The organism is Nocardia rhamnosiphila NBRC 108938 (assembly GCF_000720425.1).
GTDB lineage: Bacteria > Actinomycetota > Actinomycetes > Mycobacteriales > Mycobacteriaceae > Nocardia > Nocardia rhamnosiphila.
This window is the reverse complement of sequence record NZ_JOAJ01000002.1, coordinates 31,603-46,697: the sequence shown is the minus strand read 5'-3', so window position 1 is coordinate 46,697 and position 15,095 is coordinate 31,603. Positions and strand designations below refer to the sequence as shown.

11 protein-coding genes are annotated in these 15,095 nt (G+C 68.0%); 4 read left to right on the top strand and 7 right to left on the bottom strand.

Annotation, left to right across the window (positions count from 1 at the left end):
* Positions 1–72 precede the first annotated feature (72 nt).
* The gene (locus tag IG75_RS0109015; protein ID WP_030520727.1) at positions 73–366 is read left to right on the top strand and encodes a DUF427 domain-containing protein; all 294 of its coding nucleotides are present in this window, start codon (positions 73–75) and stop codon (positions 364–366) included.
* A 207-nt stretch (positions 367–573) separates the two neighbouring features.
* Here IG75_RS0109015 and IG75_RS0109010 read toward each other — a convergent pair whose 3' ends face one another.
* The 4 genes from IG75_RS0109010 to IG75_RS0108995 all read right to left on the bottom strand — a co-directional run bounded on the left by IG75_RS0109010 (position 574) and on the right by IG75_RS0108995 (position 4,940).
* A complete protein-coding gene (locus IG75_RS0109010; RefSeq protein WP_030520726.1) occupies positions 574–1,242 on the bottom strand; it encodes a hypothetical protein in 669 nt (222 codons plus the stop codon).
* 219 nt (positions 1,243–1,461) lie between these two features.
* Entirely contained in the window at positions 1,462–2,427 is a 966-nt protein-coding gene (locus tag IG75_RS0109005; RefSeq protein WP_156058790.1) for a patatin-like phospholipase family protein, read from the bottom strand.
* Entirely contained in the window at positions 2,424–3,029 is a 606-nt protein-coding gene (locus IG75_RS36190) for a hypothetical protein (RefSeq protein WP_030520724.1), read from the bottom strand. The genes IG75_RS0109005 and IG75_RS36190 overlap by 4 nt, the downstream gene beginning before the upstream one ends.
* 597 nt (positions 3,030–3,626) lie before the next feature.
* Complete coding sequence (locus IG75_RS0108995) at positions 3,627–4,940, bottom strand: PucR family transcriptional regulator (protein WP_030520723.1); 1,314 nt, start codon at positions 4,938–4,940, stop codon at positions 3,627–3,629.
* A gap of 214 nt (positions 4,941–5,154) precedes the next feature.
* Here IG75_RS0108995 and IG75_RS0108990 point away from each other — a divergent pair, with 214 nt between their 5' ends.
* Positions 5,155–7,125 (top strand): neutral/alkaline ceramidase, encoded by a 1,971-nt coding sequence (locus IG75_RS0108990; RefSeq protein WP_036513222.1) that lies wholly within the window; start codon positions 5,155–5,157, stop codon positions 7,123–7,125.
* 71 nt (positions 7,126–7,196) lie between these two features.
* On the opposite strand, the gene car is transcribed toward IG75_RS0108990, so the two are convergent.
* Complete coding sequence (gene car / locus IG75_RS0108985; protein ID WP_030520721.1) at positions 7,197–10,715, bottom strand: carboxylic acid reductase; 3,519 nt, start codon at positions 10,713–10,715, stop codon at positions 7,197–7,199.
* Positions 10,716–11,022: 307 nt separating this feature from the next.
* A complete protein-coding gene (locus tag IG75_RS0108980; RefSeq protein ID WP_036513220.1) occupies positions 11,023–12,183 on the bottom strand; it encodes a lipase family protein in 1,161 nt (386 codons plus the stop codon).
* A 407-nt stretch (positions 12,184–12,590) separates the two neighbouring features.
* On the opposite strand from IG75_RS0108980, the gene IG75_RS0108970 reads away from it, so the two are divergent.
* Both IG75_RS0108970 and IG75_RS0108965 read left to right on the top strand, forming a co-directional pair.
* Complete coding sequence (locus IG75_RS0108970; protein WP_081876764.1) at positions 12,591–13,268, top strand: GntR family transcriptional regulator; 678 nt, start codon at positions 12,591–12,593, stop codon at positions 13,266–13,268.
* Positions 13,269–13,646: 378 nt separating this feature from the next.
* Positions 13,647–14,519: an HpcH/HpaI aldolase/citrate lyase family protein gene (locus tag IG75_RS0108965; RefSeq protein ID WP_245713390.1), complete on the top strand. Its 873-nt coding sequence runs from the start codon at positions 13,647–13,649 to the stop codon at positions 14,517–14,519.
* Here IG75_RS0108965 and IG75_RS0108960 read toward each other — a convergent pair.
* Positions 14,516–15,031 carry a hypothetical protein gene (locus IG75_RS0108960; protein WP_063045403.1) on the bottom strand — a complete coding sequence of 172 codons (516 nt, stop codon included), beginning with the start codon at positions 15,029–15,031 and terminating at the stop codon, positions 14,516–14,518. The two genes, IG75_RS0108965 and IG75_RS0108960, sit on opposite strands and share 4 nt — an antisense overlap.
* Positions 15,032–15,095: the final 64 nt, after the last annotated feature.

The following is a 15,095-nucleotide window of genomic DNA, read 5'->3' as shown; positions in this document are numbered from 1 at the left end:
ACGGAATTTGCGGCCCTCACATCCCGGGCGCCCGTAGTCGATCGTGCCGGGGAGCTGAGGCAGAATCTAGGGATGACAAAGGCAGTCGTGAACGGCGTAACGATCGCGTCCAGCGACGACACCGTCATCGTCGAAGGTAATCACTACTTCCCGCCGGACTCGTTACGGAAGGAGTTCTTCGAGCCCACCGATACGCATACGTTCTGTCCGTGGAAGGGCCGGGCCAGCTACTACACGGTGGACGTCGGCAACGCCGAGCCGTTGACCGACGCGGCCTGGTATTATCCCGAACCCAAGACCAAAGCAGCCGAGATCGAGAACTACGTCGCCTTCTACAAGAATCAGGTCGAGATTCTCGACGACTGATCCACCGGCAGCCCGGTGCCGGGGTGGACCCGGTGCGGTTTCCGGCGGCAGGGCGGCCCTGATCCATCCGGCGGCGGACACGCGGGCCGTGCCCATCTGCGCAGTCGGGGATCGCTGCCGGGTCCCTGAACGGGCGGCTCGGCAGACCCCCACCGGCGCCGTCGGTGCCGGTGGCCGGCGGGTGCCGCGGGACCCGCCGGGTCGCTCTCAGCGGGCCCGCGGATAGCCGATTTCGGAGAGGTCTCGGGCCAAGTCCGCCAGGGTGATCTCCTCGTTCAACGACGACACGAGTTCCCGGTCCAGCGGCCGCGACCCGTAGACGTCACTCACCGCTGCCAGGTTCACAGCGACCTCGTAATAGTCCTCGGCGAAGCGCTGGAACGCGCCGGGTGAGCGGTCGACCAGTAGGTGGAACAGGCTCGTCGTCCCGTCGGGATCGGCATGATCGGAGGGAAAATCGATCGTGCCGTGGTGCCACCGATCATCGGTTGCCTCCCGCCACAGGCAGGCCGTCACGACGGGTACGCCGTCCTCGTCGGTGAACGCCGGCTCCTCGGCGAAGGACCGGAAGACATCGGGAACGTCGTCGATCACTCCCGGCCAGGGCGCGTGGTCCTGGCGATACGGGCTCATGGGCGATTCGTGGCCGAAGCCGCGGATATAGACACCGGCCGCCGAGAACACGATGGAGTACTCGTCTCCCGATCCATTGCTCATGGCGGCCATCTCCGCGCCTTCGCCCCACGCGGTGTCGAAGAAGTGGTACCGGCTTTCCCGGTCCGGGCTCAGGATCGCGTCGAGCATCGCCAGCGAGCGGCACAGGTTTCGCAGGTCGGCGATGGGTGGAAGCCGGCGGGCTACGTCGTGGACGGTCACGGGCTCATCCAACCGGATCCCGCCGACATCGGCCGAGCCGCTGCCGATGCTCGATAGCGAGCCGCATCCGACCCGTGTCCGCACAGGTAACTGCCCCGGGAAGCGCGCGGACGCCGGCCGATGACAATCCACGCGGTCACCGGGCGGCTGCGGTCGGTCCCGGATTTCCCGGCGGCACACCCGGCCGCTGTCCGGCCATGGCGTGTGACCGGTCATCGCCTAGCGGCCGATCGGGCGCGGGGCCTCCCCCGCGGGCCGGAGAACGTGCGCGTCGACGACGCGCCGGAGTTGCTCATCGGTGCGGGTCCGGATCCAGGTGGAGGCGATGTCATAGCCGGTGTCGAACAGCTCCTCGGAGGTTTGTGCCGGTGCGTTGAGCGCTGCTCCGTAGCGCTGGTGGGCGAAGATGGTCGACTCGCGGAGGGCCCGGTCGCGGAACGGTCGCGGGCGGTGCGCGATGGTGGGCAGCGACGGGTGGAGCAGCGGAAAGATCAGTCCGCCCCGGCTGTCGTACGGTTCCGGTCCGTAGAGGTCCAGGACGAGAGCGGGATGTCGCGCGAAGATATCGTGCGGGACCCGGTACTGGCAGCCGCCGTCGAAGACGTCGTCGAGTCCGGCGGCCGCGGGCAGGGCCCCGGGTATCCGGGTGGCGGCGACGATCGCGTCCGCGACGGGCAGATCGACCAGGCCCAGCTTCGGCAGGTCCCGCGGTAGCAGGAGGGTGCCGTGGCGGGCCGCGTAGACGGGGATCAGCAGCGACGAGGCCGCGCGGTGCGGTTCGTTTCCCGGGGGCCCGAGGGCGAAGTCGGCAAAAGTGCGGTCTCCGGCGAAGGCGTGGGCGAGTTCGCGAATCCGGGCCTGCGGGTAGAGGGCGCGTCGTGTCATCAGGCCGCGGAGGCTTCTGGCACCGAGGATTTCGTGCTCGGGGTGATCGACCGCGATCCTGCGGGCGTGGTCACGTGTCATGCCCAGCGCTACCGCGGTCGCCGCGAGCGCGCCACCACTGACGCCCACGACGACCGGTTGCAGGGCTGGATCGGATTGCCCGATGTACCGGGCTCGCCGGGTGGTGAGTGCCTCCATCGACCCGATGGCCATTCCGACCATCAAGGCAAGACTGCGGCCGGCGACCCCGGCGAGGAGCCGGACGATAGGGCGTTCGGCTGTCGCCGATCGATCTGTCACTGTCGTCCCCGCTCGCCGGTGACGGAGTCGGCGGGTTGCCCGCCGGGCCACCTGCCTCCGCGCGGCGCATTACTCGGGAACTTCCGCTCGGACCGTGTTTCGGCGGCATCCGCGGAGGTGCTGCGCAGGAAGCGGTCCGGTAGCGCGAGCTTCCAGAGAGTGCGAGAGGACAACCAGAACTGCGCGGGTAGCGAGGCAGTGGTGTAGGTGTGGTGAATATGGTTGTGTGCGCGTTTCCAATGGGCGGACGGTCCGGCGAAATCCCGTTCCCGGTTCGCGGATTGGATTTCCGGGTCGTTCATCCGGTCCCGCCGTCCGTGACCGATATTGTGCCCGGCCACCATCATCTCGATGACCTTGGACCACGCCGGCATCACGCTACCGGCGATCCACGTGCCCCGGTACCGCGCGCCGCGCAACAGCATCAGGCGCGCCGGCGTTTCGAGGCCGCGCTGAAAGGCGAAGACCTGCCGAATGTAGGCGGCATCTCGCGGTCCGAGTGATCTCTCGATATCCGTGCGGATCCGCTCCAGTTCGTGGTCGAGCGACTCGATGTCGTCGGCGGTGCGGTGCGCGAATGCCTGTATATCCCTGATCGCCATCGATCTTGCTACCGAGCTCCTCGGAGTCGGCCGGCGATTCCGGCCCGGCCGGTCACTTCTACCGGATCGACCACCGGGGTAGATTTTTGTGCCGCGCCGGGCGGTGCTGCCGCCGAGCCGGAAACGGCAATGAGTTGGCGTTCCACGCCTCTCTCCTCCACAAAACTTCCAGCAAATATTCTTGGAATTGCGCACGAGTGCACGGACGTAATCCGCCGCGCGGTCCTGCGCCGGCGAAATATCTCCTACGGCATTTCACAGATCGCCGACCGGCTCCGGCGGCCACGAGGCATACCGGCGCCGGACAACGTGTCCTTGTCGACCCGGAGGACTCTACTGAAATGGTTTATCGAGAACAATGAAACCGCCCCGTCCATCGAAAAGTTTGTCGGGCGTGCACATTCGGTGGGGTGTCTTTGTCCCCGCCGCACAACGCACTCGGCTCGATGACGCCCCTCGTACGCGTTCGTCCGTCGTCCGCAACGACGCCGTGCCCGGTGTCGGTGACGGGCGAATCGTGGCCACCCGAGCTGTCGAGGACAGTCGCACACCATGATGCCCGGTGCGGTGGTGTGGTCCCGCCGCCCACCCGTGGTGTCAGGGCGACGGGCGCAGCACGCTCCGGCCCAGGAAGCGGCAGATGCGCAGAGCCAGTGCGATATCCAGCTTCTCGTGGCCGGCGCCACTGTTCCGGACGGCATCCACCGCCTTGGTGATGCGATATTTGACGGTGTTGCGGTGCAGGGTCATCTGCTGTGCGGTGTGCACGTGGCTTTCGCCGGTTTCGTAGAAGGTGCTCAAAGTTTCTCGTAGCATTGCTGCCTGCTCGGTGTCGTCGGCGAGTGTTCCCAGCACCTCGCGCACCCACGCCCGGGTCGCGTCGAGGTCTTTGGCCAGCAGCGATACCACCGCCACGCCCGGGTCACCGAACCCGATCGACCGGCGGCCGGACGGTGTCCCCGGCAGGGTGGCGACGAAATAGGCGGCGGCGGCCTGTTGATGGGAGCGGCGGAAACCGTCGAGCCCCCGGCCCGGCAGTCCGACCGCCAGCCGTACCTGTGCCGGGAGATCGGCCGCCGAGCGCATCCCCTCGGCGTCGACGGCAGGCCGCCGGCCGAATGGGAACCACGCCCATATCGTCCGCCGGTCGATGGCTGTCACCAGTGGCGGGCCATCGGCCTGCAATGCGTGTGTCATCGCCCGGGCGCCGGAATCCAGCAGGGCCATGGTGGCGACCTCGTCGCTGCCCGTGGACCACAGGATCATCGCCAGGTGTGTCCGGTCGAGACCGTAGCCGGTCTCGGCCTCGAACCCGGCCGGATCCGGTATCCGCGTCGACAGCAGTGTGTGCACCGTGGAGGAGCGCACCGTGCCGCGGGCGTCGACCCATCGCATGCGTTCGGTCTCGTAGGTCGCGGAGACGTACTCGATGATCCAGTCGGTGTAGGCGTAGACGCTTTCGGTGAGGCGCTGGAGTACGGCCAGTCCCAGCGCTGTCGGCAGGCTCCGCTGTGCGACCTCGTCGTAGCAGATGCGCATCATGGTGTTCTGGCCCATGTGGTAGGCCCGCACCAGGAAGTTGGAGGGAATATCGCGCTGCGCCATCCGCCGCGCGTATTCGACGGCCGCCATCGGCGGTTGCAGGTGATCGACCGGAATATTGTTGGCCAAGATCTCGACCATGGTGGTCACATTGGCCTGGATGCTGGCGGTCCGCAGATCCGATAGCCGTGGATCGGCCCGGGTGTAGTCGATCGCGCGGAGTATCCGTCGAGTCATCCCTGCGGCGATCTCCGATTCCCGAGCGCGCAGCCCCGCCCCGATCTCGAGAACGAGCCCGGATACCCGGGTCGGCGTAGGCTCCGCCGACGGCTCGGGCCGGTGCCGCTGTGGGTGGGCAGAAGCGGTCATCGTGCATGGTCTTTCACGGGAGAGGCGAACGAACGGGTCGATGGTGCCGGGAACCGTAGCGTATGTGCCCCGGTCGCCCGGGTCCTTCCCGATGACGGTGATCGCGAAACCGTCGATCGCGCAATACGAATCCCGACTTCGTCCTTGCTAGTTTGTCTGTGTAATGAACCCGAACCGCTGCCGCGGGCCGAATCCACGAGGACAGAAGAGGTCGATGCCGGAAACGAACTATGCGACCGACCGCCATCTGGTCGGGCGCGCCATTGCCGACATCACCGGAGAACCGGCCGAGGCCGGCATGCTCGGCTACGGCAAGGCCGACCAGAAGACCACCGGAATACACCTCCGTCTGCGTTCCCGCGCCTTCGTCTTCGTGGACCCGCTCGTCGACCGGCGGGTGCTGTTGATCGTGAACGATCTGCCGTTGATCTTCTCCAGCATCACTCAGGAGGTGCTGCGCCGGCTGGCCGAGCGCTTCGGCGACACCTACACCCAGTCCAATGTGATGATCACCGCGACCCACACCCACTGCGGGCCCGGTGGCTATTCGCACCACCGGTTGTACAACGGCTCGGCCGGGTTCCGTCCCAAAACGTTCGCGGCGATCGTCGACGGCATCCTCGAGGCGGTCGAACGAGCACACGAGGATCTCGCACCGGCCACCCTGCGCTTGGTACACGGTGAGTTGCGCGAGGCCAGCGTCAATCGCTCGCGTGCGGCATTCGACCGCAACCCGGAGGAGGAAAAGGAATTCTTCCCCGATGCCATCGACCCGCAGACGACCCTGCTGCGTATCGATCGCGAGGGCGAACCGGTCGGCGCCATCAACTGGTTCGCCACGCACGGCACCTCGATGAGCAATCGGAACACGCTGATCAGCGGCGACAACAAGGGGTACGCGGCCTACCACTGGGAGCATGTGGTCGAGGGCGTGAACTATCTGGCGGACCCGGATCCCGACTTCGTCGCGGCCTTCGCGCAGACCAACGCCGGTGATATGTCGCCCAACCTGGACGGTGCGCCCGGTGACGCCGGCAACGAGTTCGAGAACACCCGGACCGTCGGTCTGCGCCAGTACGAGGCCGCGGCGAAACTCGCCGCGGGATACGTGCCGCGCATGGCCGGCAGTATCGATCACCGCGTGGTGCACGTCGATCTGTCCGCGGTGACCGTCTCCGCGGAATTCACCGGAGACGAGCGCGAGCACCGCACCGGGCGGCCCGCCGGTGGTGCGGCCGCCTTCGCCGGCGCGGGATACGACGGGCCCACCCACTGGAAGACCTTTCGCGAAGGACGCAATCCGGGCTGGGATCTGTTGTCGCGGTTGGTCTATCGGTTCGCGCCGTCGCTGCGTGATGCGCAGGCGCCCAAGGCGATCGTGGCTCCGGGTGGGCTGCTCAATCGGCTCGGGCCCTATGTGCAGGAGATCGTTCCGGTCCAACTCCTCCAGATCGGCGAGCTGTATCTGATCGGTATCCCGGGCGAGGTGACCATCGCCGCCGGACTGCGGTTGCGGCGCACGGTGGCGGCCATCCTCGGCGTCGAACCGGCCAACGTCCTGGTCGCCGGATACAGCAACGCCTATATCCACTACGTCACCACTCCCGAGGAGTACGACGCGCAGCACTACGAGGGCGCGAGCACCTTGTTCGGTCGCTGGGAGCTGCCGGCCCTGCAGCAGATCGCGGCACAGCTCGCGACCGCAATGCACGACGGCAGCCCGGTACCGTCCGGTACCGAGGCGCCCGATCTGTCGGAGGCGCAGCGGCCTGCGAAGGCCGCCCCGCCCGTGGACTTCCCCCCGGTGGGGCACGACTTCGGCGACGTGCTCAGTGAGCCCGCGCCGGCCTATCGCGCGGGGGAGCAGGTGAGCGTCGAATTCGCCGGCGCGTACCCCAACCACGACCTACATCGCGGCAGCACTTATCTCATGGTGCAGCGGCGCGACGGGGAGCGCTGGCGGCTCATCGCAGACGACGGCGACTGGACGACCACCTTCGGCTGGTCGCGTGGCGCCGCCTCGAGCTCGCGGATCACCATCACCTGGCACAGCCCGGCCGACGCAACACCCGGCAGCTACCGGATTCGATACTTCGGCGACGCGGTGAAGTCCGGCAGCGACCGCGTCCCCATCAGCGGCACCTCGCCCGAGTTCCGGATCCACGAGGAGGACCTGGGCGAATGACCACATCCGATTCGGTGCGGCGCCGGCGACGACCGGCGGTGCACCGAGCCCGAGAGCGCAGCGGAGCACGGTTACAGCAGACCCAGTAAGTGCAGGTCGGTGGTGTACTTGACGATGATCTCCGGGGTCACGTGCGGGATATCCCGGTCGGCGCCGATTTCGGCGTGCCGCACCGCCGCGCGGAACCGTTCGGTGGGCGCGATCGAACCGCGGACCGCTCGCTGCGGTTTCCGGTAGCTGTCCAGCAGCGGTAGCAGCGAGTACCGCCGCTGCCGTTCCGGCAGCGCGCGTACCGCAGTCTCGAACCGCCGCAACCAGCTGTCGTAATCGGGTATCCGATGGATGGGATGGCCGGCCTCGATCAGCCAGTCGACGTAGGTGTCCAGCGAGATCCCGTCGTCGTACGGGTTCATCACGTGATAGGTGCGGAACCCGGTCCCCGCGCGGGCGCCGAGCGAGACGATCGCCTCGGCGATGAAACCGACCGGAAGCCCGTCGTAGTGGGCGCGCTGCGGCCGGCCGTCCGGATCGAGTTCGTAGAAGGAGCGGGGGGCCGTACCCGTGGCCTCCAGGCTCAGCATCAACCGGGTGAACATATCGGGGACATTGAGCTGGCCCGCGTAACCGGTATCGGCGAGGATCATATCGCAGCGGAATACCGCCACCGGCAGACCACACAGGTCGGCGGCCTCCCGCAGCAGCACCTCGCCCGCCCATTTGCTGTTCCCGTAGCCGTTGGCGTACCGGTCGTCGATGCCGCGGTGCGGGCTGATCACGCGGATATCGGCGTCCTCGGTGAAATTCGCGGGGTCGACCTGATCGCCCACCGCGATGGTCGAGGTGTAGGTGTAGGGCTTCTGCTTTGTGGTGAGCGCGAGGCGGATCAGTTCGGCGGTACCCACGACATTGGGGCCGAACAATTCGGTGTAGGGCAGGAGGTGATTGACGAGCGCGGCGGGGTCGACGATCACGTCGACGGTATCGGCCAGCCGCTGCCAGGTGTCGTGGTCCAGCCCGAGATCGGCCCGGCCCTTGTCGCCCGCGATCACCTCGAGATGGCCGGCGGCCAGCTCCCGGTAGCGGGCGGTGAGCACCGGGTCGCCGGAGTCGAAGGTTTCGTCGAGCCGGGACCGCGCCGCGGTATCGTCCGTGGCGCGGACCAGGCAGATCAATGTTCCGCCGGCGCGCGCCATTCGTTCCAGCCATTCCAGCGCCAGGTACCGCCCGAGGAAGCCGGTCGCGCCGGTCAGCAGGACCGTCCGTACTGTCGCGCTCGGACCGGGCAGGTGGGGTGCCTGCGCGAGCGTGTGCTCGTCGAGGAATTTGTCGAGGGTCAGATCACCGGCGTGCACTTCGGTCGCTTCCGCACCGTGCACCGCGGCGAAGGTGGGGCGCCGGGCGCCGGCGCGTTGTTCGTCGATGTAGTGGGCGACCGCCCGGAGGTCGGCGGTGGGACCGATGAGGAAACCCACCGGGACCTCGACCCCGAAGATTTCCCGCAACAGCTGTCCGAAGGTCAGCGCCGACAGGGAATCGCCGCCCAGGTCGGTGAAATGCGCGTCCGGACGTACCTCGCCGGTGGCGGCGCCCAGCAGGGCCGCGGCCGCGCGCACGACCGTCTCGATCGTGGGCCGGTCGCCGGCGCCGTGGCGCACGGCGCGCAGCTCCTCGGCCTCGGCTTCGGCCAGCTCGGTGTACAGCTGTTCCAAGCGCGGGCCGTAGTGCTCCTTGAGGGCGGGCCGGGCCAGTTTGCGGATACCGGTGAGCAGGCCGTTCTCCGGCGTGAACCGCTGGTATTCGAGGAGGAAGTCACGCGGTATCTCGTAGGACTGCAAGCCGGCGGATTTCGCGACCTGCTGCAACGATTCGCTGATCAACTGTTTCAGCACGTGGCTGTCGTCCCCGGCTCGTTCCCGCGCGGCGGCCGTCGGTACCACCACCGCTACGAGGTAGGACCGCGTGCTGTTGCCGTAGACATAGATCTGGCGGACCAGCGGGCTCTCGGCGAAGACGGCCTCCACTTTCGACACCGTCACGAACTCACCCTGCGAAAGCTTCAATACGAAGCTGCGGCGATCGACGTACACGAGTTGATCCGGGCCGACCTCGGCGAAGATATCTCCGGTGTGGTAGGCGCCGTCGGCGTCGAACACGCGGGCAGTCACTTCCGGACGCTTGTAGTACCCGGGGACCAGCGTGTCCGAGCGGACCACCAGCTCCCCTCTGGGGTGCGGGCGGTCGGTGCGGAAGTAGCCCAACTCCGGGACATCGACGAGTTCGTAGTGGGATACCGGTGGTCGGCGCACCCGGCCGTCGACGGCGATACTGCCGGTTTCGGTGGCACCGTAGCCGTCCACCACGTGCATGTCGAGGAAGGACTCGACCCATGCCCGCATCTCGGCCGAGATCGGCGCCGAACCCGTCGTCGCCGCGAGATACCGGCCGCCGAGCAGGTTCCGGCGCAGATCCGCCGCCACCTCGGCTTCCAGAGCTGTGCGGTCGGCCCCGTCGCCGCCGCGGCGAGCCACTTCACCCTCGAACCGATGGAAGAGCATTTCCCAGATCCGGGGTACGAAGGAGAGCTGGGTGGGCCGGACCAGGGCCAGATCGTCCAGCAGGGTGGACAGGTCGCTGGTGGCGGCGAAGAAGACGGTGCCGCCGCGGCCCAGCGTCATGTAGAGGATGGCGCGCCCCATGATGTGGCTCATCGGCATGAAACCGAGCCCTATTGCCGGTTCGGTCCCGCGCTGACCCCATTTCTCACTGCTCGCGGCCCGCCAGTGGTCCGCCACCAATCGTTCGGTGAGCATGGCGCCCTTGGGCGCCCCGGTGCTTCCGGAGGTGTAGATCAGCAGCGCCAGTGAATCCGCCTCGGTCACCGGCACCGGCACGGGCGGCAGCACCGCACCGCGGGCGACGACTTCGGCCAGGGTTTCCGCGACCACCGTGCCGTCCGCCTCCGCCAGCCGTGCCCGCGCTGCCGTCGCAATCGCGTTGTCGTCGTCGTCGCGCGGGTGGTGGTCGAAAGCGATCAGCCGGGCCGGGGAGTGGCCGGTGAGCGCGAGTTCCACGGCATCCGCGAGCCGGTCGATACTCGCCGCGATCACCACCGGCTCGGTTTCGGCGACTATGGGCAGCAACCGGGCCGTGGCCGAACTGGTCGGCAGGGGAACGGCCACCGCGGCCATTCGGGTCAGCGCCACATCGATCACGGTGTAGTCGACACTGGTGAATCCCAGCAGGCAGACGCGATCGCCGGGGCGCACGCCGTCGGCGGTCAGCGCGGCGGCGATCGCACCGGCTCGGTCCCACACCTCGCGATAGGTGACAGTCTCGAATTCGGGCCGCAGTTTCGCCGCGGTCCGCCCGGTGCGCTCGTCGGTGACGTACTCGATCGCACGCTGCCCGAGCGCGGGCCGGTCCGCGTACCCCTCCATCACGGTCCGCGCGATCTCGAACGCGCGCAAGCCGGGTTTCCCGGCTCTCTCGGTGACCGCCGGATCGGGCCGGGCAGCGGCGAACTGCTCGTCGGTGCGGTACAGCTCCGCGATGCGATGTTCGAGCCGGGTCTCCCGGGTTTCGATCGACATCGAACTCACCTTCGAAAACTCGTAGTTTCGAAATGCTTCGGTGGCACTCGCGAGTGTCGTGTGGCACTTCCAAGTCTCGAAGCGTCCCTGTGGTGCGTCAAGGGCCTGTGACAAAAGTGGCCGGGGCTGCCGTTCCGCCAACTCGGCCGTCACCTCGCGGGGTGTGGTCGAGGCACCGCCCCACCAGGCCGTCCGCGCCGGTGATATCCGGCCCGGGCCCGCGACACGGTGTGAAGGCCGGCACCGAGTCGCCCGCAGCGATCCGTCGATCGACTGCGGGCGACTCGGGCCGTACACAGATGTTTCGTCAGCAGGCGACGGGCGCGGGTTCGCCGCGCACCCGGCCCTCGAGCCACGCCACCATGGCGGGCGCGCCGGCCGCCGCCGCGGACAAATGCTCGAACGAGGGGACCAGCAACGTCTGCAATCGCACCCCGGCCGCACACCACCGGCGGTTGGTGTTGTCGATGGCGTTGATCGGCACCAGCGGGTCGGTCGGCGAATGCCATTCGAATATCGGTATCTGTGGAACAGGGTCGTAGAGTTCCACGCTGTTCTCCCGCACCACGGCCCAGGCTTCGGGCTGCTCGAAGACAGCGGGCCCCGTAGCGAACTCGTGTGCGCTGCCACCGGCCCCGAGGGCGAGGATGTCATTGGTGCAGAGGTTGGCCATCGCGTCACGCATGGCGAGACCACGGGGATTGAGATTCCCGCTCACGTGTACGCGGTCGGGGTATTCCCGCTCGAGGCCGATGGCCGCCGCCATCGCCAGCCCGAAGGCCGGGTGCGGGTTGTAGCCCAGCCCCTCCGCCATCGAGACCAGGTTCATCGGGGCTCCGCCGATGGCCGCGCCCGCGAGCCGTAGCTCGGGTGCGTAGGACGGTTGCAGCGCCGCCGCCCACGCTGTGGCGAGCCCGCCACCGGAGTAGCCGGCCAATACCGCCGGGCTGTTCGCGACGCCGAGTTCGGGCATCCGCTGCACCGCCCGGACGCCGTCCAAGGTGATCTGGCCGCCCAGACGCCCGGCTCCGAGGGCGAACTCCGGTCCGAGATGATCCGGCAGCGCCACGCTCCAGCCTCGCGCCAGCATCGCGCCCAACGCCGGCATGATCACCGACAGGTTCAGGTCGGCGCCGTAGAGCCGGTGCGATACCGCGCAGTCGGTGCCGAGCGAATTGATGAAATGTTGATACGACAGCAGCGGCGCGCCGGGTTGATGTCCCGCCGGAGTGGCGATCGTGGTGGTCGCCGCGATCGGTGCGCCCCGCGAATCGGTGGAACGGAACTTCACCAGCCGGACCGTGGCGCCGGGGAAGACGGCCACCGGTGGCAGGACCCGCACGTCGAGCACGTCGCCCGGCCGGTGCGCCGCCAGATCGGCAGGGGCGGCGTAGAACCGGTCGGGATCCGGGGCCGGGTAGATGGGTGCGGCGGCGGCCGGTGTCGCCACCAGCAGGGCGCATGCCATACCGCCGAGCGCACCCAGAAAACGAACAAAGGGACGAGTCACGACCTCAACCTCCAGGAGGGGGGAATAGTTCGCCGCAATTGCTGATTCGCGGCTGGAACAGATCGCTTCGGTGAGCAAGCTATCACGACAATCCGGGGTGGGACCGTATTGAATGAAAGGCGCGTTCACCTGCGAAAAGGTGCGGCATTTCCGCCCCCGGCACCGACCGGCCGCCGAGCGGCGGCGCGGCCGATTTCGACCTCGCCGCCGAGGCCGGACCGCACCGATCCGTCTTCGAGGTGGCCCGTGGTGTGGCGGCCCGGGGGCCGCGGGTGGTCGGCCCGCTGCTGCTCTTCGAGGCCGCCGATCGCGGTGGCGCTGTGCGATAGTTCTCGGGAGTCGCAGCGAGAGGATGATTCCACGGGATGCCGACTGCTCAACCGACCAAGCGGGATCAGATCGTCGACGAGTTACGTCGGATGATTCTGACGGGCGCGTTGAGTCGCGGGGAAAAGCTTCCTCAGGACGATCTGGCGCGGCGATTCAATGCCTCGATCACCCCGGTGCGGGAGGCGATGCGCTTGCTGGAGGCCGAGGGACTGCTGGTGGCCGAGCCGCACCGCGGGGTGCGGGTGGCGGGAGTGGACCTGGAACGGGTCAAGGGCAGCTACGTCGTGCGCCGGCTCGCCGAGAGCTATGCCATGAAGCGAGCGGTGGACCGGATGTCCCCGCGCGATATCGCCGCCGCCGAGGATCTGATCGTGCGGATGAGAGACCGTGCGGTCCACAGTGATCCGGTATCGGTGCGCGAGCTCAACCGGCAGTTCCACTTCTATTTCTACGAGCGGTGCGGCCTACCCGCGCTGTGCGACGAGATCGCCGCGATGTGGCGGTCGTTCCCGTGGGATCTCATGCTGAGCACGAAGGCGCGGCGGGAGGAGTCACAGCGCGAGCACCAGGCGATCGTGGACGCGGTGCGCGCCGGCGATCACGAGCAGGCCGCCGCCCTGACCGAGGCGCACATCCGGAACGGCTATCTCGCGATCGCCGACCACATCGCGGGGGAGTCGGCCACCGACCCGTTCGATCTGCACGTCGACTGAGCCGGTCGCGGTGCCCGCTCGGCATGCCGGATCGGGTGTGCCCGCGATCGCAGGCGAGGAACGCGCCGGCGCGGTCATGGCGCACGCAACCATCACCAGGGCCCCGGCCGAGGCCGGCTGCCGTCGGTGGCGGAGGGCGGCGCGACGGCGATGACGGGAGCGGCGCCCCGGCGACGATCGGGCGCCGGACTCGTTCGCCGGGAGACACGGCCTTGCCCGGATAATGCATGATCTGATCAATTTGTGCATTTAAATGGTGATGATGCACGATGGCCTTGCGGCATGACCTACGCCATACGGATATGTGCTGGTCACGCCATGAGTCGAACCGACGCAGGAGCACGAGCCGGGAGCCCACGCCATGGTGCAGGAGAAATGATGCAACGACGACGTGCGGTGCTGGTGGCACCCGCCTCCGATGAACGCAAAGCCCGCAAGGCGCTGGCTTCCGGCGCCGACGAGGTGGTACTCGATCTCGAGGACGCGGTGACCCCGGAGCGTAAGGACGCGGCCCGGGCGACCGCCACCGCGCTCGTCGCCGAATTCGGTGGTGCGCGCGCGGTGTCGATCCGGATCAACGCGCTCACCACCGCATGGGCGGGCGAGGATCTCGCCGCCTGCGCCACGGCCGGTTCCGCATTGGGCTCGGTGGTGCTGCCCAAGGCCGAATCACCCGCCCAGCTCGCCGAGGTCGACCGGTGTCTCGGCGACACCGGCACCCGGATACAGGCACTTCTGGAGACGCCGCTCGGCATCTTGCGGGTGGCCGAGATCTGCGCGGGGCCGGCCCGGCTCGACGCGGTGATCATCGGCTACGCCGACCTCGGCGCGGCACTGGGCCGGGCGGCGGACGTCGCGCCGCATGCCTGGCATCAGGTCCAGGAGTCGGTCCTGCTCGCCGCGCGTGCCGCCGGGGTGTCCGCGATCGACGGCCCGCACCTGACCGTGGCCGACGACGAGAGTTTCCGATCGTCGAAACGGTGGGTGCGAGACCTCGGGTTCGACGGCACCTGGGTGATCCATCCGGCCCAGATCGCCGGGGCCACCGAGATTTTCACGCCCGGCGCGGCAGAGGTCGACTGGGCACGCCGGGTACTCGTCGCACTGGAGGAAGCCGCCGCCGCCGGAGCCGGCGCCGCGCGGCTGGACGGGCGGATGCTCGACGAAGCGCTGGCGGTCGGTGCGCGCCGGGTGCTGGCGCGATCGTCGGAGCGCGCACCGGACACCGGACGCGCTCCGGAGCGCCGCTAGCTATCGCGGGCCGGCCGCCCGGCCGCCACCCATTTCTGGTGCCGTTTCACCGTGCGGTCGAAGATCCAGGAGACCTCTTTTCCGGTACGCCGGTCGAAGGCCAGCTCGATCATATGGGTCGGTTCGTGAAAAGACGTCCACATCGGGGAGTCGATGACACACAGGGGATCCGGGCGCTCGGGTGGATTCGGCGGCAGGAGCACCCAGATTCCCTCCAACGCCCGTCGAAAGGTCTCGCCGATGAAGTACATGAATCGCACGGCGACTTCGAGGTTCTCCTCGGCGGCCATATCATCGAAGTTCGAATAACGGCGGAGCATCTCGTGTTCCGCCGTGACCAGCCCTTCGCGGGTCCAGAGGTGGCCGGCGAGTTCGGGCACGTCGACTTCGACGAACTCGTTCTCCATGGCTTCCTGTTGCAGCTGTAGCCACGCCCGAAAGAGTTCGTCGTTCTGGACCTCCTGGTCCTCCGGCGTATCCCGGGCCGTCGTCGGTTCACCTGTCGAAGGCATCGATTCTCCATTTCCGCGTTGCCGCGAGCTTATTTCATCACCCGGGTGGCGGCGAAGTCCTGAC